The sequence below is a fragment of the Shewanella sp. GutDb-MelDb genome, from assembly GCF_002836075.1.
Classification (GTDB): Bacteria; Pseudomonadota; Gammaproteobacteria; order Enterobacterales; family Shewanellaceae; genus Shewanella.
Map to the genome: position 1 here is coordinate 1 of NZ_PJBM01000229.1, position 18,322 is coordinate 18,322.

Sequence of the window (18,322 nt, forward strand, 5' to 3'; positions counted from 1 at the left end):
CAATTTTTAGCCTCAATAATGATTTACCTCCCTTGAGTAAAAGCAAAGCCAGAATGTTATATCGAGGTAAGTCTAAAAAAGTCGGCGGCAGTCTCAAAATTGTGTTGGTTGATCTACCCGAAACCTCTATGCATCGCGAAGAGTTCTACAGCATGTTGCTGGGTAAATCTGTGTCACAGATGAATGGCTATTGGGCTGGATTAGCTTTCTCTGGCAAAGGTTCACCACCCGAAGAGCTCGATAGTGATGATATAAAACAGATCCTAAAGTGGCTAAATGAAAACCCCAATGGTATCGCGTATGCGCCGGTTGAGTCGGTTCCGGATGAAGTGAATATCTTAATTACCGTGCCACAAGGAGAGTAGCCATGTTATTAAACCGTCAGAACAGCATTTTATTATTGAGCTTAGGCATTACAGCAAATGCAGAAGCGGGAATAGATCTTACAGATAACATTTTGCTGAGTGGTTTTGGTTCGACGTCGATCAGCAAAACAGACAATAAAACCCCGTTATTTATTAGCCGCGAGATTAGCGATGAAATTTGTTATGACTGCGATACCTTGTTTGGCTTACAACTTGATATTGATATTTTTGAGGGGGTTAACGCATCAGCTCAAGTGGTTAAACGTACCCAAGATGACTGGAGCGATCCAGAACTGGAGTGGGCATATTTAGGCTATGAGTTTGCTGATTTTGAAGTGCGGGCAGGACGACTGCGTTTACCGTTATTTCTCGTCTCTGAATTTTATTATGTTGGCCAGGCTTATACATGGGCGCGACCGCCAGAAGAGGTTTACGATGCTATTTTGGGCTTTACCTCCTACGACGGTATTTCTTTGGCTTGGCAATATGAAATATCGGATGAAATATCGCTCACTATCTCGCCTTACTATGGGTTTGAGCGACTTAATGAGGTGGAGTTGGGAGGCACTTTATTACAGTTCGATACCGACTATATCACGGGTTTGTACATTGATTTAATTGGTTTTAATTATCGAATTCATACAGGATTTATGCAATCACAGTATATTCAACGACCTTCCCCAACCACCGATAAACTTAATGTTTACACTGTGGGAGCGGAGTACAGTTTGGATGCTTGGCAGTGGATGGCGGAGTTAGAATATGACGAGCTGCAAATTAATTGGTATGCCAGTGTCGGTTATGCACTCGATGATTTTACACCTTACTTAGTATATGCCGAGAGTCACGAGCTTAGAGAAAGTCAAGGAGTGACTTTAGGACTTCGTTACGATGCCACTTCGACCCTTTCACTGAATCTTGAGATGCAATCTATCTTTTCACACGAACCGGGTAATCGAGCACAGTTTGTCACTTCACCACTGGTATATGCTGAAAAAGATGATGTCGACTTACTGAGTCTCACGGTTAATTTTGTGTTTTGATTATGGATAATAGTTCGTAAATCTTATATACGCTGATGCTATTAAAAGACTCAGTGGTAGAGCTCAAGGGTGCAGAGCAAAAGAGGATTGATCGTCAGAAACTGTTTTAAATAATACTTGATAAGCATTATTAGGAATAACTCGCACTCAATATAAGGCTTGGGACTCTCTGTGATTCTATTGACCGTTAACAGTGCTCAATATAGCGAAAGAGCACACTGCGATATGGAGTATGCTCTTTCTTCAATATGAGTCGTCGCAATGTAGGACCTATTGCAATATCCTTTCAATTTGCTGGTTAATCTCTTTTATTTTTCCACATAAATCGTTGATTGCGGTTTGGTCTGGAAGTGATCCTGCTTGAGAGCTGGATTCGATTACTTGAGCTAATGTCATTGCTTCTTTGGCACATAAATTACTAAACATACCTTTAAGCTCATGGGATATTTGAAACAAGCCGTCGACATCGTCACTGGAGAAACGATTCTTGAGTATGCTATCACTCTCGCCATATTCTTCTAAGTAAATGGTGAGTAGCATTTTCACCATGGAGTCATCGTCGCCACATAGCGCTCTTAATTCATTAACCTCTATCATTGTTACATCCTTTGCTTTTATCTGTTGACTGAAACCGGGTGTTTGATATGAGGTGTCAGTGAGTCAAATATTGGCATACAGGCGCAGTTAAGCGGTGGTAATGAGTTGCTTAGCTTTAACCTTAGCTAGCCAAGACGCTAATGCTTTAGGGCTCATAAGTTGAACATCACCTAATTCATCATCTTTTGCATTTACGAGCTCATCTGGAAGTAAATCAATAATGCGCTCTAAATCTTCAGTCGTTTGTACCTCGTTATCAATTAACTGAGCCATCTCTTTGTTGTAATCAGCACCTCTTGCTCGAAGCGCTTTGACTAAACCTTTTAATAAAATTAACCAAGTACTCATTGGCCCTTGGATGATAGAGGCTGATTCGGCGGCGGAGTCAATACTGACGAAAGGAACGGTGGCAATGCTTTGTTGGTGTTGCATCGCGGCTAGAATCCAATCAGTGTCGAATGAGAAGTCAAATACGCTGGGTTTCATTAAAATATGCTGCAGTGCCTCACGGCTGAAGAGCTTGTAAGCGGCTTGAGTGTCGTGAATACCTTTGGAAAAAATGGGTGAACCAACCATTCTTTGCATGTGTCTGAGGGTTTTAATACCGATCCCCCAGCGTTGTTCTTGTTTGACCACAATAGATCGGGGATCTTTACGATTTCCGAGCACAACTTGAGAGTTATTTGCCACAAAAGGCGCCAGTATTAGCCCGAGTTGCCCCATATGGACAGAGTTATCAGCATCGGTATAAATAACCGCATCAACACCATCAGAGAGGGCTTGCATACAACCATAAGTGATAGCGCCGCCTTTTCTAGAATCATCAACATCATTGAGTGTGGCTAAAGGGCCATGGTTGTTACTTATTCCATCTTTGAGGTTGAGTACGGATATTTTCTCTGGCTGGGTACTGCGATTGGCAATACGGTTAGCAATATCGAAACTGCCGTGAGGACAGCCATCATCAACGGGGTATAAATGCCAGTCCACTTTGGTGCCTTTACACGCCCACATCAGTTGGGTCACCTTAGTCAGCAATGAGTTTTCACCATTGATATTAGTGGCACTTTTTTCTAGTAGACGATGATGTTCCCCCCACATGGCAAAGACGATACCAATCGAGATAGGAGTGTTTATCTGTCGTAAGTATTTGCGCGACTGCACCAGCTTAACGGCTAACTTAAATGCCAGTGGGCAATCTTCTTTTTGTGCTAATGCGACAAGTTGCGCTGGAGAGGTGTATTTTAGATCCAATAGAGAGTCGGCCAGCTCGAGTAGGCTAATTTGGTGGGAGGATTCAGTTAAGTCAAATTGGTTGCTCGCGGCGCGGCAAATTTGTTCGAGATCTTCTTTGTGTATTCTCATAATGAATCCTTTCATTGATTAACTCTTCCTGAGCGCTTGAGTGCTGATACAGCACTAACATCAAGCTTATTAAAATGTAGTAATAGATTGGTAAAACAGCAAGGTGCTATTTCTTTCGTCAGCGGAATGGGTTCAATCTGTGGTTTTTGCAATGACTCTACTTTCAATTCTTGTGTTTGGTTAATAATGCGAAGCCGATTCGTTGGCTTAGTCCTCTCTTGTGAAGACGTGTTGGAGACGCTAGTGGTCTCTTTAAGCTGAGGTTGAGTCGCGGCCAAATATGCCTGTCATCCATCGGATCATTGATGCATTCATTAATTGTGGCTGGTGCACTTATTTTTATCGGTACGATAAGGCACATTTCCATCTTCCGGCAGCATTAAGTCGGGCCTTGTCGACTGAAAAGTGGTTAGGTATTGGGTTAGCTTGCGCTACGTTGTAGCTTTAAGGTATTGCGATTTTGGTACGAAAAATATTCTAACTTATCTGACAGTTCTAGAATGATCTTCAGTCCTCTTCGGCTTTGCTGCCAAGTTTTGGGATCATCTGCTAGGGGCTCAATAAAGTCCGTTTTGAGTAACTCTTCAAGAACACCATGAGGTATGGATTGACCAAAGTCAGAGATCTCAACGATAAGATCTTTGGTATTGGTCAGATACGAAGTCGCTTCAAACTTGTGACCCTCATTATTGCCATAGGCGTGCTCAAAAACATTGTTAACGACTTCAACCAGGCAAAGCTCCATTTGACCGACTATTGACTCATCAAGCCCTAGGCTATTCCAGTAAGGCACTATGTCATCAGCGACTTCTCTAGAAGCCTCTAAACTACTGAGATATTCTTTGTGAAACTTCCTTGTGTTCACGTCCATAAACTAACCTTATTTAACTTGCTGTAGCGGCACGGGATTAGCTTTAGGGGCCAGCTGTGTCCCCAGAATGGGATAGCCCTTTACTTTGCCGTTTAAAATATTTCCGAAACATCTTTGACTTTACCGACATCTAGCCACTGAAAGTCCATATTAACGGCATAAAAATGTGCCTTTCTTTCTACAAGTAGAGGGAACCGGTCGCTGCCAATGTCGAATTCTATGTCTTTAGGAATAAAATCAAAAATGGCAGGCTCGAAGATATAGATGCCGGTATTAATCTTGTTAGAAAGAGCTTCTGACTCTAGTGGTTTTTCTTGAAAGCTAACCACTTGCTCATATTTGTCTGTCACAACACCTCCGTGGATCTTGTACTTTTCGCATATCCCCAGCAGAGCCTAACGCTTGGCTGACAAATTTACAGCTAACTTCAGTTGCTTCATATGGATAGGAAAGCTGCACGTTGAAATGGTGGGTGCCTCCAAAATAGTTTTCAATAATTCCGACTAAGTGGCTGATGTTGATATTTATTTTGTCTATTCCATTCTTAGCGGATAATTGGTTCATAGACTCCATTACTGATTTGCCGAGTATAGGGAGCATTGGCTTTGGAATTGTGTAAGATATTGGCTTAATACGAGTGCCTTTTCCTGCGGCGAGAATCATTCCTTTCATAACATCTACCTCTTTAAGCGGTTGAAGCCAGCGCATCTTCAATGGTTGGATGGCTTAGAATGAGCTTATCCATACGGGTTAGCTTGAGAAGATCGATTACCGTTTTTTGTGGATTCACAATACTAATTTTGATGTTGCTGAGCATTTTATAAGCACCCATTACAGCGCCTAGGCCACTGCTATCCATAAAGCGAACTTGACCTAAATCAAGGACTAACTGCTCGCGGATATTACCTTTGATTAGCGCTATCTGCTCTCTGAATGCGGGAGCCAGTTTTGCATCAAATCTGCCTTCGTTCACTTGAATTATGGTGTATTGACCTTTCTCAATAATATCAAATTGCATAATATTTCCTCTTTATTCGCCTTGCCATTCAAGGGCAAGCAGGCTTATGTCATCATCAAACTGCATTGCGCCACTCCAAGCACTGACTCTGGTGACAATGGTGTCAGTCTGTGTGCCGCTAGGCTCATTACTTAGTGTTAGAACGAGCTGTTTTAACCCCGCTTCAGAGTATTGGTTTTTCTGTTGATCTTCTGCTTCTGTTATCCCATCGGAATAGAGGAAAACTCTATCACCGGGCTGAAGTTGCACTTGGTCTGTGTGGTAGTCTGCAAAGTCGAACATGCCTGCAACAAAGCTGTCTTGTTCTATAAATTCACAGTGACTCTTTGATTTCTGTAGCCAGATCATCGGTGGGTGTCCGGCAAAAGAGTAAGAAAGTAACCCGTTTTTAGTATTCAGCACGGCGTACACCATCGTGAAATAAAGGTTGTTTTGATCCTGGCTTATATAGCTTTGATTTAGGTGTGAAATGACTTCGCTTGGCTCGATAAGGCTATAAAAGGGCTCGGTGTCTTTTTTGCATTTTACATTCGAGGCGGTGCCTGAATTAGAGCTGATACTTTGCTGAATCGAGAAAGACATTAAGGCTGAGGTGACGCCGTGACCCGCGACGTCAAATAAGTAGACAGCAATATGCTCTTCATCTAACTGCATACAGCCAAGCATATCGCCGCCAATCTGTGCGCTGGGAATATGGGTGTAGTTAATGTCAGCACCTTTAAAATGGGTTTGCTCAGGCAGCATACGTTGAATGAGATCATTGGCAGACTCTAAATCTTGTTTAATGGTTGCGTAGGCTCGGTCGAGCTCAATGTTCTTGGCAACGAGTTGGTTGTGCAGCTCTAATGTTCTGAACCCTGCCTTGAGTCTCGCATCTAGTTCATTGATATTGGTATCTTTTGCTACAAAATCATTGGCCCCCGCGTTGATACCTTCAACAATGGAGTCTTTATCATCGCGGCCAGAGAGCAGTACGAAGAATATGTAGCGGCAATATTGGGGGGACTTAAGGTGATAGCAGAGTTCAATGCCGTTGAGCTGGGGCATCATCCAGTCACTGAGCACTAATTGAATATTGGGATGCGAGTCTAGTTGAGTGAGTGCATCTAAACCATGCTTAGCGGTAACGACTTGATAGCCACGAGAAGCCAACATTTGCGACATCATCAACAGCATGACTTTGTTGTCTTCTACGAGGAGGATCTCTTTCGTCAAAGTGGCAGTCTCCATGCTGAACGTTCCTAACGAGCGGCATCTACAATGCGCCGTTGTTCAAATAAGTCCGTTTACTTTGCAAAAGTCTAGTAGTGAAATTCTGATCCAACAAGAAAGCGCACGATACTATTTAAAGTTATCGTGCGCGCTATTATTGTATCTCTTTAAAATTAGATGAATATGGGGCTGTAGATATCTTGAGGAGCTTTACTTTAGCGCTTGCCTTAAAAAGGCATTAATCTTTAATGTTAACTTTGATTCTATGGTGCCGATTTGAACATTCTACAGGGGGTTTTACCGGTGCGTCTTTACGTTCAGATAACAGGTGCCTTATTGCCATAATCGGATGTGGCAGTAACATTCTAGGGCCAGCATAGACCATTATCTCTCTGGCTTTGGCCTTCATATGGGGTTTATAACAATGCACCGGGCATTTGTTGCATGTCGGCTTATCTTGTCCGTAAGGGCATCTATCTAATCGGGTATGAGCATACTCAGTAAAATCTTGGCAGTCTTGGCATAAGCCAGCATTACCGCCTTCATGGTGTGCTTTGCAATAGATTTCGACCATAGCAACGATGGTTCTAAACTCGCTAAGCAATTTGCCACTTAAAAGTTGTTCGAAAGCCATGGTATACCTTAGTCAGTTACTGGGTTATTGACATCATAAAAGTCTAGAGCGCGACAAACAAAACGGATGCTTGAAAATTTGAAGGTGCGCACAAAATAGCGCTTTAAGCGCGATTAGGTTTATCGATAGCTGTTTTGTAAAAATAGGCTGAGCTTTTGCTCATAAAGCTGTCTTTTGAGCTATTTTGGCCAATATAGTGCATTAATTTTGATACCCGGTTAAAAAAGAGATATAAATACTTGATTGTATGAAAGAGAATGCATTAATAATAACGTTCTATTTTTACGCGTTTTAAAATGCATAACAAGACTCACATATGAGTCTCTGGCCAACCACTGGTGGAACACAATGAAAGTAATTGCCATTATTTTGCTCGTTATAATAGGCGTTTATCTCTATAAGCGTACTCAGCGATTAGCAAATGAAGAAAATGAAAAAGAAGCTCAGGATGAACGAGCTGAAAACGAAGCCGTTGAGCCCGAAGTTAAAGACGTGACTCCAGATGCGCCGGCTGAATTGTCGAGCTCGTCTGATGAAGGGGCGAGTATTGATAAAAAGCTTGATATTGAAGGGGAGGTTGTTCAAATCATGCCAGAGCCAGAGCCAGAGCCAGAGCCAGAGCCAGAGCCAGAGCCAGAGCCAGAGCCAGAGCCAGAGCCAGAGCCAGAGCCAGAGCCAGAGCCAGAGCCAGAGCCAGAGCCAGAGCCAAAAGCCGCAGAGGTTGATGTTGCTTGGGCAAATGCTAAGTTAACTCAGGCTATAGCCGATACTGACGCTGCCACAGATACCGCGGCAAAATATATTGCAATGTCTTCGACTGTTGCGGAGTGTTATAAGCAACGTAAACAAGCTGAATATGTAACGTATGGTGCAAACTTATCTAAGCGATATACAGCACTGTTTACCGTTTATGCTGCTGAAACTAAGACAGATAATCCAGATGCTGAAGTCAAAGGGATTGGCCTAATGCACATGTCGACCTTGCTCAACGACAATGGTGAGTTTGATGCGGCTATCGCGATATGTAAAACAGCGATTAAACATGATGTTAGTGATGGTACAGTGACCGGCTTTGAGGGCCGTGTTACTCGGATTGACAAGGCTAAAGCCAAAGCAAATAAATAAAGCGATGTCAGTAAAGTTCATCAATCGCTGACGAAGCGGTGTAGAATAAGCTAAATTGCTTACGATAAAGGCGAACATTTGTTCGCCTTTTTTTATTTAAAGGATCTTCAGCATGAAATTGCGTTTAGTGTGCTTCATTTCATTTTTATCTTTTGGTTTAACAGCATGCACTGACTCTCCAGAGTGGACATTGCTCTATTATCCTAGCGCGGCAGCAAAGCCGAGTGTCGAGCAGTCTGCAGAGTTTATAAGTGGTTACTATGCGTCGGTTGATCAATGTCATGCCAAAGGCAAAGGTTTACTGCGCCTGAGTGACGATAAAAATGCCGATTATGTGTGTGGCCATTTGTGTGTTGCCGATGGTAAAACATTGGTTTGTCAAAGCCAGATATCGTCTGCCGAGTAAATGGAATTCGATAACGTTCGACAAGTACACCCCATACGAAAGAGCCGCGAGAGTTAGCTAGATGAAACTAAATGCTATTACGTTAGATCGTCAAACTTTGAGCTTGTCGGTACAAGCAGATATTGATTTTGAGCTGTTTGCCCAATTTGCTGAACCTTTTGCAGCGGCGATTGATTGCAGGGTCGTAGAGAGACAATGGGGAGCAGATAGGCATCAATGGTTATTGGAGTTTGAAGGAACCCACCTACAACTTCATTATGAATTTTATGGCGACATATGTTGGCTTTCAACTGAGAGAGAAGACGAGTTCGATGTGCTGGTCTATCTAGCCGAATTGATGCAGTCTTACATTGTGGCGCAAGCATAACATTAGCCTGAGTTACACCGAGTCACCTTTAGCTAGAGCATTTATAGATGAATAGAATAGAGCCGATTAAGACAGCGATAGCCGCCGTAGATGAAGATTCAGCATTTCATTACCAAGCGTTGACGCCGGATCTTATTTTGACCGCCATTGAAACGTTAGGCATATATCCTGAAACGGGCTTACTGGCACTCAATAGTTACGAAAACCGCGTCTATCAATTCCGTTGTGATAGCGGTCAGCGCTATGTGGTGAAGTTCTACCGGCCTGAGCGATGGTCAGATCAACAGATCCAAGAGGAGCATGACTTTTCTGCTGCGCTGGTGGAGCAAGAAGTGCCTATTGCCACTCCCGTAATTGTTGATGGTCGATCTTTACATGAGTATAAAGGATTTAGGTTTGCGCTATTTCCCTCTATTGGTGGGCGAGCATTTGAAGTTGATAACCTTGAACAGTTAGAGTCTGTTGGCCGTTTTATCGGTCGCATTCACCAGTTCTCGAAACAGGCAGACTTTGTCTATCGCGATACTATGTCGCCGCAGCTGCTGGGTGATGATTCCCTTAAGTGGCTAAAAGAGTCGGGTCATATTCCCAAAAGCTTAGCATTACCTTACTTTACCGTGGTTGAGCAAATCTTAGAGAAATCTAGCGCGATGTGGCAGCCACAAAAGTACCGCAATATTCGACTTCATGGTGATCTACACCCAAGCAATATATTGTGGACGCCTGATGGTCCAGGCTTTGTTGACTTAGATGATGCGAAAATGGGGCCCGCAGTACAAGATCTTTGGATGATGCTTGCAGGTGATAGGCAGCAACAGACTTTACAGCTAGAAGTGTTGTTAGAGTCCTACGAAGAGTTCTGTGAGTTCGATACTCGAGAGCTACAACTTATTGAGCCTTTAAGAGCGATGAGAATGTTGCATTACAATGCGTGGTTAAGTCGTCGTTGGGCAGACCCTGCATTTCCAATGAATTTTCCATGGTTTGCTGAAGGAAAATACTGGGAACAACAAATTTTAGCTTTTAAAGAGCAACTTGCCGCACTTGATGAGCCACCACTGAGCTTAATGCCACAATATTAAATTATATTAAAACTCGCATTTTGTAACAGAAAAATGAACTTATGCGCTTGAGGTCGACTCGAAAGGGCATTATGTTATTGTGAAAATTATTAAAGATGCATTTAGCATCACCAAGGAATCCACATGAAAAAAGCATTATTGGTCGCATTTGCATTATTAGTTGCGCCTATGGCTGCAATGGCTGCAGATTACAAAGAAGGCGTACATTACACTGTCATTAATCAAGGGCCTGCAACGGCAAAGCCTGAAATTACCGAGTTTTTCTCTTTTTATTGTCCACATTGCTATAACTTTGCCAAGTCAGAAGTGCCAAAAATTAAAGCTGGCTTGCCTGAAGGTGTTGTCTTTAAGCAAAACCATGTTGATTTTATCAATGGCAACATGGGCGTGGAAATGTCTCGTGCTTTTGCTGTGGCGCATCAGTTAAAAGTTGATGAGAAAATGGAAACTGCAATTTTTTCAGCCATTCATGACAAGAAACAGCATTTTACTAACCGTGATGATGTAAAAGCGATTTTTGTGGCTAATGGTGTTGACGGTAAAGCCTTCGATGCTGCTGCAAACTCATTCATGGTGAGTGCTCAAATGTCGAACATGAAGCGTGCGACTGAGAATGCAAAAATATCTGGTGTACCCGCACTGGTTGTCAATGGTAAGTACCGTGTTGAAACAGGTGCAATCAAATCATACGACGAACTACTTGATATCGCGTACTACCTGACCACAATGAAGTAAATACGACCTCGAAAATATTAAGGAGCCCTAGCGCTCCTTTTTTTGTGTCTGCTCGTGGGGATATATTTAACCTCGTATTACGGGCATAAAAAAACCGTGCTTCTTGGTCGCAAGAAGCACGGCTACGGAGCTAAAAAGCTCAACGTTACCCTGAGTAACCCCTAAACGTTAACAGGGTGTCAAAAAATTGGCAAGCGACAATTTGATGACGATGCTATTTAGGTGCTTGATTGGGATGAGAATTTATAAGTTGTTTAAATTTGATTCAATTCTTTACAAATTAATTTTCGATTTAATGAAACTCTCATGGTAAAACACCTGTCGAAGCAACTACAGATAACAATAAACAACGTTGTGGGGAGGTCTAGTGAGAGTTTTTCCTGTCTATGCACCAAAGCTAATCGTTAAACATGCGCGCATCTTTTTAACTGGAGTGATCTGGGTAAAAGATTTGGGTCGAATTGAATTTGATAAAGGACGATTTTTATTACCAAGGAAAAGTTTACCTAAAGTTAAACAAGCTATATTGGAACTCAATGGCTTAATTGAAACACAAAATAGTGACATGCAAACGGCATAACAACGGCTTTATGCATTGTTAATCGGTAAAAAAGCAACATGGTTTTATTGCGAGTAGCGGACTTAGAACGTTAAAGCAGATGCTCGCAGTTCCATACGAAGCAGCAAAGAAGGCGAGGGCTGACCTTGATTGGCCGCACCAGCTGTATTCGTAGTAATCATTTTCGCAGGTGTCGCTATGTGAACTTACTTAGCGACACAACTGCAAAAATAACGATTACGTAAACTCACCTAAGAAAGGTTAGCTAACCTCTTCGTTAAGCAGACCAACTAAACCTGTTACTTTTTCGTTCCAAGAGTTCAATTCTTGTTGTAACAGTTGGTTTTGTTCTGTCAAACTTGTGCTCGACTGTTTCTCTTCTTCAAGCTCCATTCTTAGTAGCTCAATAGTTTCAAGTGCTGCTTGGATTTTTGTTTCCAATTTTGACAATAGTTCAAGGCTCATGGGAGTCCCTTTGGTAGCATGATGATAGCTCCGATTCTAGCAGCGACGGGGTCTTAGTGAATAGTTAATTATGCTAAATGAAGCAAAATCTTACGATAAAAGTTGTGAGAGTGGCTTTTTTTTGTACTTGTGACTAACTCGTTAGTACCCATCTCTTTATTTCTACAGGAATTGCAGCCATGTTAGGCAATATCTTAATGCTGACTCCGTTGGTTTTAACCTTAGTATTAGCCTTAGTTTTACAACGTACACTTGTGGCTTTAGGCGTTGGTATTATCTCAGGTGCACTTATTATCAGCGCGTTTAACCCTGTTAATACAACCGTATATTTATCGTCAAAAGCTTGGATGCAATTTTATGCTGATGGGCAGTGGCAAGCTTGGCACCTTAACGTGCTGGCCGCGATGGTGTTACTGGGTATGATGACACAGCTGCTTGCCCGAGGCGGCGCGGTAAAATCATTTGCTGATTGGCTATATCACCGAATTAAAAGCGGTCGTCAGGCGCGGGTCGGTGTTGTTGTGCTGGGGTGGGTGGTTTTTATTGATGGTATCTTTAGTTGTCTGGCGGTGGGTCATGTATGCCAACCTCTCAGTCAACGATATAGCATGAGTAAAGAGCAAATAGCATATCTTGTTGACTCAAATGCCTCGCCATTGTGTGCATTGTTGCCCTTCTCCAGTTGGGGCCCTTATGTCATGGCGATTTTGGCGAGTATTACGCTATTGCCTCTCTCGCCGCTAGAATCCTTTATTGAAATAGCAAAGCTCAACTTTTACGCGATTACCGTGATTATATTGTCGCTATTGGTGGCTTGGTTTGGTATTGGCTTTACCTATACCGCAACAACGGAACCAGAGTCTGCAGAGGTTGAAGCGGGTAATCCGTGGTTATTGGGCATTCCTATGGCAAGCCTATTGATTGCATCGGTGGCTTTAACGTTATGGTCAGGCGCATCTAATTCGCAATCAGCGGATATTAGCCAGTGGATCACTTCGGCTGATATTGGCGCTGCCATGCGCGATGCTTGTATTTTAGCAATGACTATTGCCGTCTTTATGCTGAAGCTCTCTGGTCGCAAAGCTCAGGAGCTTGTGGTGGACATGTTTGCGGGAATGAAGGTCATCAGTTTTGCAATATCCATTTTGCTATTCACTTGGATGATTGGCGCCGTCATTGCTGATTTAGGCGTGGCTAAATTATTAGCCAGTTGGGCAGAACAGTTTATCTCAAGCAATATGTTAGTCGCAGGTACCTTTATCCTCTGCGCTGTAATGGCGTTTACCACAGGATCAAGTTGGGGCACTTTTGCCATTATGATCCCCATCGGAGCCGAGATTGCTGTCGCCGTTGATTCGACTTTGATGCTGCCAGTATTAAGCGCGGTGATGGCCGGATCAGTATTTGGAGACCATTGCTCTCCAATCTCAGACACCAGTGTGATTAGTGCTACCAGCTCGGGCTGTGAGCCTCACGCGCACGTGGTTACCCAGCTTCCTTTTGCGTTGATTGCGGCCTTTAGTGCGTTATTAGGCTTTCAGTTAATTAACTTGAAGGTAGACCCGATATGGTCGTGGTGTATCGTTCTGCTCGCTGCACTGCTACTACTTGCTCTTTATCATCGAGGGACTCGCGGTAGCCAAGTTGAGGTGGCTAAGGCGCAATCGTAATACGCTTAAAATCGGCTGCGGTATCAATGGGCGTTATCGCGATGATTTGATCTAAGCGTATTTCGTTGAGGCTATTATTTTGCTTAACGACTTGTTTTACTATCAGCCATTCCGTTTTGTCAGCCTTAGTGACTAAGGTTACTGCCTGGGCAGTTAGTGGCGCTTTATTATGTAACTCAATTTTTAATTGATAGCCTCTCATGCAAGCTAATTCTAAATAATCATGGCAATGACAATTAACGGTAATGTAGGGCTGCATAGGTACCTCTAAAATTAGTAGTGAATGCTTTTTCTTCTTGGCTAGGTCTATTGTAGAAAGCCAAGGAGATTTAGCTAATGTTAATGAATTCTATTGTTGTAGCTGTCTTATGTGGATCGTTATTGGTTACGACCACTGCGGCCGCGCAAACGTTGACTCAGTTTAATAAGACAAGCACGACGACCCGCCCATACTTTATTGAGCTATACACCTCACAAGGCTGCAGTAGTTGCCCTCCGGCAGAGACTTGGCTGTCTGCATTTAGCAAACAGACCGAACTTTGGCATAAATACTTCCCCATTGCTTTTCATGTCACTTACTGGGATTACATCGGTTGGAAAGATTCTTTTGCAGCGAAAACTTTTAGTCAGCGGCAATATGATCATCTTAACGCCAAGCACATTGGCCAGGTTTACACTCCGCAGTTTGTCATTAACGGCCAAGAGTGGCGGGGTTGGTTTGATCGTAAATTAGGGGATGTCTTTAGCAAAGTACAACCGGAAGTCGGAGCATTATCTGTTTCTATTGAAGGCCTGCAACTAACCGCTAGCTTCGATAACCAAACAGGCAATAGTGCACCTATTGAGCTGCACTTGGCTTTGGTGGGGGCAGGCTTGGAAACGGAGGTTAAACGCGGTGAGAATCGTAATAAACAACTGAAGCATGATTTTACTGTGCTGAGTCATCAAGTGATTAAATCGAATAGAAGGCAGCAAAGTACATTTACAGCAGAAATTGAGCGTATTGATACCAAGTCATGGACGGCTGAGCAATTTGCTTGGGTGGCGTGGATAGAACAAAGAGATCAACCAGTGCAGGCCGTTGCGGCTTGGTTAGAAGCTGAGTGACTTTAGAATATTAAAAGCGATAATCGATATTGGGTGTCAGCGACTCAATCAGACTTGTTAGATAGCATTGAGCGGTATACCTGTTTTGCCTTCAATATTAAGACTCGCTAGCTAGAGTCCCTTAGACAATATGTTGAATATAGAGTTAATAAAAAAGCCCTGCATATGCAAGGCTCTAATTGATAGGGATATGGTTTAAACCCTATTCAACGTTTTGGATCTGCTCGCGCATCTGCTCAATAAGCACTTTAAGCTCTACTGCAGCAGCAGTGACGTCTGCGCTGATAGATTTTGAGGCTAAGGTGTTTGATTCACGATTGAACTCTTGCATCATAAAGTCGAGTCTACGGCCTTGTGCGCCACCTTTTTTAAGGATGAGACGTGTCTCGGTAACGTGTGCGTCAAGGCGGTCCATCTCTTCGGCAACGTCCATTTTTTGTGCCATTAATACCATCTCTTGTTCCATACGGGCTGGATCAAGTTCGCCGGTGATTTCGGCTAAACGGTTAGTAAGCTTATCGCGCTGCCATTGCATAATCGTTGGCATATGACCACGAACCACGGCAACTTGCTCCACTATTTGGTCGAGACGAGTTTGCAACATAGTATTGATTGCTTCACCTTCGCGGCCACGAGCTTCAATAAATTCATCGATAGCTAAGTCGAATGCACCCAATAGATCTTTACCTAAGGCGTCCATATCTTGCTCTGAGCTAGACATCACACCAGGCCAACGCAGCACGTCAACGACATTGAGTTCGCCTTGCTTAGCTTCATCTTTTACCCAATTAGCGGCGTTGATAATTTGCTTAGCGAGTTCTTTATTGAGTTGCAGTTCGCTGCTATCACCTTCATTGAGGTCATAACGCAGGTTAACTTCAATTTTACCGCGGTTTAAACGTTTACGAAGACGATCTCTAAGCACTGGCTCTAAGCTGCGGAAATGTTCTGGTAAACGCAAGTAGGTTTCTAGGTAGCGCTGGTTAACGGAACGGATTTCCCAAGAGGCGGTGCCCCAATCTGCTTTGTGCTCAATGCGAGCATAGGCTGTCATGCTTTGGATCATGAATAATTTCCAGTGTAGTTCGTCTAAGTGAGTTGTGATTATATACTCAATTAGCATGAAGGTGCAGGATCTAGCCTTAATTTACTGTCGGGATTTTAAGATGAGTTTTATTTTTCAGATAGCATACTGGCTCACATGTCCCTATAATATGCAGCCAAATTACCCCAATGTTTTCAAATACAGGAATTCACTATGCGCCCAAGCGACAGAACTCCAGCACAATCTCGTCCAGTGACTATTACACGTCAGTTTACCGCTCATGCCGAAGGTTCGGTTTTAGTTGAGTTTGGTGACACTAAAGTGCTGTGTACCGCCAGTTTTGAAGAGGGTGTACCGCGTTTTCTTAAAGGCCAAGGCCAAGGTTGGGTTACTGCTGAATATGGTATGTTGCCGCGTTCTACGCATAGCCGCATGAACCGTGAAGCGGCTCGTGGTAAACAGTCTGGCCGTACTCAAGAGATCCAGCGTTTAATCGGCCGTTCACTACGTGCAGCTGTTGATATGAAGCTACTGGGTGAAAACACGATTGTTATTGATTGTGATGTTATTCAAGCAGACGGTGGCACGCGTACAGCTGCTATTACAGGTGCTTGTGTGGCATTGGTTGATGCACTTAACTGGGCACGTGGTAAAGGCATTTTAAAGACTAACCCACTTAAGTTCCTTATTGCTGCTGTTAGTGTTGGTATCTATAAAGGCGAGCCTATCTGCGATTTAGAATATATTGAAGATAGCGCAGCTGAAACCGACATGAATGTTGTGATGACTGAAACTGGTAAAATGATTGAGATCCAAGGTACAGCCGAAGGCGAGCCGTTCAGTCATGAAGAGCTATTGAGCTTATTAGAACTAGCTAAGCATGGTATCCGAGAGATCGTTGATATTCAAAAAGCGTCTTTAAGCTAAATCGTATTGTTGTTACTAGGGCCCTACGGGGTCCTTTTTGTAAGTGCTTTTTGACCGCGCTTATAATAAATAAAATGATTAAAATAATTTGAGTTGCCCTACATTTTTAAGGAGAGATTGTGAAAGCCTATCAACGTGAGTTTATTGAGTTTGCCCTTGAGCGCAAGGTACTTAGATTTGGCGAGTTTACGTTAAAATCAGGCCGCACTAGCCCTTACTTTTTTAATGCTGGTTTGTTTAATACCGGTCGTGATTTAGCGCGTCTTGGTCGTTTTTATGCAACGGCATTAGTTGATTCAGCTATTGAATATGATTTACTGTTTGGTCCTGCATATAAAGGCATTCCCATTGCGACAACAACGGCGGTTGCTTTGTGTGATCACCACGATATCGATATGCCTTACTGCTTTAACCGTAAAGAAAAAAAACAACATGGTGAAGGCGGCAGCCTAGTCGGTAGCGAGCTTAAAGGCCGTGTGATGTTAGTCGATGATGTCATTACTGCTGGCACAGCCATTCGCGAGTCAATGGAAATTATCGCGGCTCACAATGCTAAGTTAGCGGGTGTGTTGATTGCACTTGATCGTCAAGAGAAAGGCAAAGGTGAGTTATCTGCCATTCAAGAAGTTGAGCGTGATTTTGGTTGTGAGATTGTGTCGATTATTAAACTTGAAGACTTGATTAACTACCTGTCAGAAAAGACCGGTATGGAAACAGAGCTGGCGTCAGTGAGTGCTTACCGCGACCAATACGGGATTTAAAGTGTAGAAAGCCTCTGACTACAGAGCGCTGCGCTTACGGAAAAGCAGGAGCACAAATTAATATTTAGAATCGGCTTTGATTTTCCGTGAGGCCGAAGTCCGTTCCGTTATAGGGCTATTTCATTTTCTTATCTAGAAACTAAAAAACGCTGCGTTTATGACGCAGCGTTTTTGTTTCTGGCGCAGTATTTTAGAACCTAGAACCTAGAACCTAAAGTTGGGCTAGTTGCTAAGAAACTCAGCCCGTGTGGCAGGGTTAGATTTAAAAATACCGCCTAATGCTGTAGTGGTTGTTGAGCTGGTTGAATCCATCACGCCACGTGATTTTACGCAGTAATGTACCGCATCCATTTTAACGGCGACGTCTTTGGTTTCTAGTAAGGTTTGCAGTGCAACTAAAACCTGTTGCGTCAGACGCTCTTGTACCTGTGGCCGCTGCGCAAAGAAGCGCACTATACGGTTTATCTTGGATAAGCCAATAATGTTTTTACGCGGCAAGTAAGCTACTCGTGCTAGGCCATCGATGGTGACTAAGTGATGCTCGCAAGTACTGGTGAGACTTATGTCATTAACCTTGACCATCTCGTCGAAGCCCATCTTATTTTCAATCACGGTGATTTTTGGGAAATTGGCGTAATCGAGACCTGAAAATATCTCATCAACGTACATTTTTGCAATGCGACGTGGCGTATCGGTCAAGCTGTCGTCACGTAGATCTAACGACATTAATGTTAGAATCTCGCGCATATGATGCTCAATTTTATCCTTACGTTCTTCAGGACTAAATTCGCAGGGTAGCATCGGGGTTTCAAGTCCGCGTTCAAGTAGCGCAGCTTGTACTAATTGTGCTGATTCGCTGAGGATAGCTTCTTTTGATGTCATAATGTCCTCCACTTTAATGGGTAGTGGTGCTGTCTCTGGTGATCTTAGTTGCGGTTCGCAATTTGACAGGTATCGCTTAACAGTAA

At 43.2% G+C, this 18,322-nt stretch carries 24 protein-coding genes; 12 read left to right on the forward strand and 12 right to left on the reverse strand.

Annotated elements, in window-relative coordinates:
* Together CXF82_RS12935 and CXF82_RS12940 are read left to right on the forward strand one after the other, a co-directional pair.
* A partial coding sequence (locus CXF82_RS12935) for a hypothetical protein (RefSeq protein ID WP_102044320.1) occupies positions 1–365 on the forward strand: 365 nt, incomplete at its 5' end.
* A gap of 2 nt (positions 366–367) precedes the next feature.
* On the forward strand, positions 368–1,408 hold the full coding sequence (locus CXF82_RS12940; protein WP_102044321.1) for a hypothetical protein: 1,041 nt from the start codon (positions 368–370) through the stop codon (positions 1,406–1,408).
* Positions 1,409–1,678: 270 nt separating this feature from the next.
* Here the strand turns inward: CXF82_RS12940 and CXF82_RS12945 are convergent, their stop codons facing one another.
* The 8 genes from CXF82_RS12945 to CXF82_RS12980 form a co-directional block, all read right to left on the reverse strand.
* Positions 1,679–2,005, reverse strand: a complete 327-nt coding sequence (locus tag CXF82_RS12945) for an Hpt domain-containing protein (protein ID WP_101093390.1) — start codon at positions 2,003–2,005, stop codon at positions 1,679–1,681.
* A gap of 87 nt (positions 2,006–2,092) precedes the next feature.
* Positions 2,093–3,370, reverse strand: coding sequence for a glycosyltransferase (locus CXF82_RS12950; protein WP_257982781.1), 1,278 nt, complete (start codon positions 3,368–3,370; stop codon positions 2,093–2,095).
* A 421-nt stretch (positions 3,371–3,791) separates the two neighbouring features.
* The gene (locus CXF82_RS12960) at positions 3,792–4,241 is read right to left on the reverse strand and encodes an ATP-binding protein (protein WP_257982782.1); all 450 of its coding nucleotides are present in this window, start codon (positions 4,239–4,241) and stop codon (positions 3,792–3,794) included.
* A gap of 92 nt (positions 4,242–4,333) precedes the next feature.
* Positions 4,334–4,591, reverse strand: coding sequence for an NDP-sugar synthase (locus tag CXF82_RS22610; RefSeq protein ID WP_257982783.1), 258 nt, complete (start codon positions 4,589–4,591; stop codon positions 4,334–4,336).
* On the reverse strand, positions 4,575–4,913 hold the full coding sequence (locus CXF82_RS22615) for a nucleotidyltransferase family protein (protein WP_257982784.1): 339 nt from the start codon (positions 4,911–4,913) through the stop codon (positions 4,575–4,577). The genes CXF82_RS22610 and CXF82_RS22615 overlap by 17 nt, the downstream gene beginning before the upstream one ends.
* A gap of 13 nt (positions 4,914–4,926) precedes the next feature.
* Positions 4,927–5,259: an STAS domain-containing protein gene (locus tag CXF82_RS12970; RefSeq protein WP_101093387.1), complete on the reverse strand. Its 333-nt coding sequence runs from the start codon at positions 5,257–5,259 to the stop codon at positions 4,927–4,929.
* A gap of 12 nt (positions 5,260–5,271) precedes the next feature.
* Positions 5,272–6,489: a SpoIIE family protein phosphatase gene (locus CXF82_RS12975; RefSeq protein ID WP_257982785.1), complete on the reverse strand. Its 1,218-nt coding sequence runs from the start codon at positions 6,487–6,489 to the stop codon at positions 5,272–5,274.
* Between the two features lie 220 nt (positions 6,490–6,709).
* Positions 6,710–7,105 (reverse strand): nitrous oxide-stimulated promoter family protein, encoded by a 396-nt coding sequence (locus tag CXF82_RS12980; protein WP_101093386.1) that lies wholly within the window; start codon positions 7,103–7,105, stop codon positions 6,710–6,712.
* A 348-nt stretch (positions 7,106–7,453) separates the two neighbouring features.
* On the opposite strand from CXF82_RS12980, the gene CXF82_RS22335 reads away from it, so the two are divergent.
* The 6 genes from CXF82_RS22335 (at position 7,454) to CXF82_RS13010 (ending at position 11,400) form a co-directional block, all read left to right on the forward strand.
* Complete coding sequence (locus tag CXF82_RS22335; RefSeq protein WP_102044324.1) at positions 7,454–8,230, forward strand: hypothetical protein; 777 nt, start codon at positions 7,454–7,456, stop codon at positions 8,228–8,230.
* 112 nt (positions 8,231–8,342) lie between these two features.
* The gene (locus tag CXF82_RS12990) at positions 8,343–8,636 is read left to right on the forward strand and encodes a hypothetical protein (RefSeq protein ID WP_102038603.1); all 294 of its coding nucleotides are present in this window, start codon (positions 8,343–8,345) and stop codon (positions 8,634–8,636) included.
* A 61-nt stretch (positions 8,637–8,697) separates the two neighbouring features.
* Positions 8,698–9,003: a DUF3630 family protein gene (locus CXF82_RS12995; RefSeq protein ID WP_101089340.1), complete on the forward strand. Its 306-nt coding sequence runs from the start codon at positions 8,698–8,700 to the stop codon at positions 9,001–9,003.
* Positions 9,004–9,050: 47 nt separating this feature from the next.
* Positions 9,051–10,085, forward strand: a complete 1,035-nt coding sequence (locus tag CXF82_RS13000; protein ID WP_101089341.1) for a serine/threonine protein kinase — start codon at positions 9,051–9,053, stop codon at positions 10,083–10,085.
* Positions 10,086–10,208: 123 nt separating this feature from the next.
* Positions 10,209–10,820, forward strand: coding sequence for a thiol:disulfide interchange protein DsbA/DsbL (locus tag CXF82_RS13005; RefSeq protein WP_101089342.1), 612 nt, complete (start codon positions 10,209–10,211; stop codon positions 10,818–10,820).
* Between the two features lie 367 nt (positions 10,821–11,187).
* A complete protein-coding gene (locus tag CXF82_RS13010; RefSeq protein WP_101089343.1) occupies positions 11,188–11,400 on the forward strand; it encodes a DUF1107 domain-containing protein in 213 nt (70 codons plus the stop codon).
* 240 nt (positions 11,401–11,640) lie between these two features.
* Here CXF82_RS13010 and CXF82_RS13015 read toward each other — a convergent pair whose 3' ends face one another.
* Positions 11,641–11,844: a cell division protein ZapB gene (locus CXF82_RS13015; protein WP_101089344.1), complete on the reverse strand. Its 204-nt coding sequence runs from the start codon at positions 11,842–11,844 to the stop codon at positions 11,641–11,643.
* A 179-nt stretch (positions 11,845–12,023) separates the two neighbouring features.
* Between CXF82_RS13015 and CXF82_RS13020 the strand changes: the two genes are divergently transcribed.
* Positions 12,024–13,514: a Na+/H+ antiporter NhaC family protein gene (locus CXF82_RS13020; protein WP_102044325.1), complete on the forward strand. Its 1,491-nt coding sequence runs from the start codon at positions 12,024–12,026 to the stop codon at positions 13,512–13,514.
* On the opposite strand, the gene CXF82_RS13025 is transcribed toward CXF82_RS13020, so the two are convergent.
* Positions 13,498–13,773, reverse strand: coding sequence for a Rho-binding antiterminator (locus CXF82_RS13025; RefSeq protein ID WP_101089346.1), 276 nt, complete (start codon positions 13,771–13,773; stop codon positions 13,498–13,500). The genes CXF82_RS13020 and CXF82_RS13025 overlap by 17 nt on opposite strands.
* 77 nt (positions 13,774–13,850) lie before the next feature.
* Here CXF82_RS13025 and CXF82_RS13030 point away from each other — a divergent pair, with 77 nt between their 5' ends.
* Positions 13,851–14,621 carry a DUF1223 domain-containing protein gene (locus CXF82_RS13030; RefSeq protein WP_102044326.1) on the forward strand — a complete coding sequence of 257 codons (771 nt, stop codon included), beginning with the start codon at positions 13,851–13,853 and terminating at the stop codon, positions 14,619–14,621.
* A 202-nt stretch (positions 14,622–14,823) separates the two neighbouring features.
* On the opposite strand, the gene CXF82_RS13035 is transcribed toward CXF82_RS13030, so the two are convergent.
* Positions 14,824–15,687: a YicC/YloC family endoribonuclease gene (locus CXF82_RS13035; RefSeq protein ID WP_101089348.1), complete on the reverse strand. Its 864-nt coding sequence runs from the start codon at positions 15,685–15,687 to the stop codon at positions 14,824–14,826.
* Between the two features lie 192 nt (positions 15,688–15,879).
* On the opposite strand from CXF82_RS13035, the gene rph reads away from it, so the two are divergent.
* Positions 15,880–16,593, forward strand: coding sequence for a ribonuclease PH (gene rph / locus CXF82_RS13040; protein ID WP_101089349.1), 714 nt, complete (start codon positions 15,880–15,882; stop codon positions 16,591–16,593).
* A 119-nt stretch (positions 16,594–16,712) separates the two neighbouring features.
* Complete coding sequence (gene pyrE / locus CXF82_RS13045; RefSeq protein ID WP_101089350.1) at positions 16,713–17,354, forward strand: orotate phosphoribosyltransferase; 642 nt, start codon at positions 16,713–16,715, stop codon at positions 17,352–17,354.
* A 222-nt stretch (positions 17,355–17,576) separates the two neighbouring features.
* Here the strand turns inward: pyrE and folE are convergent, their stop codons facing one another.
* The gene (gene folE, locus CXF82_RS13050) at positions 17,577–18,236 is read right to left on the reverse strand and encodes a GTP cyclohydrolase I FolE (RefSeq protein WP_101089351.1); all 660 of its coding nucleotides are present in this window, start codon (positions 18,234–18,236) and stop codon (positions 17,577–17,579) included.
* Positions 18,237–18,322 lie beyond the last annotated feature (86 nt).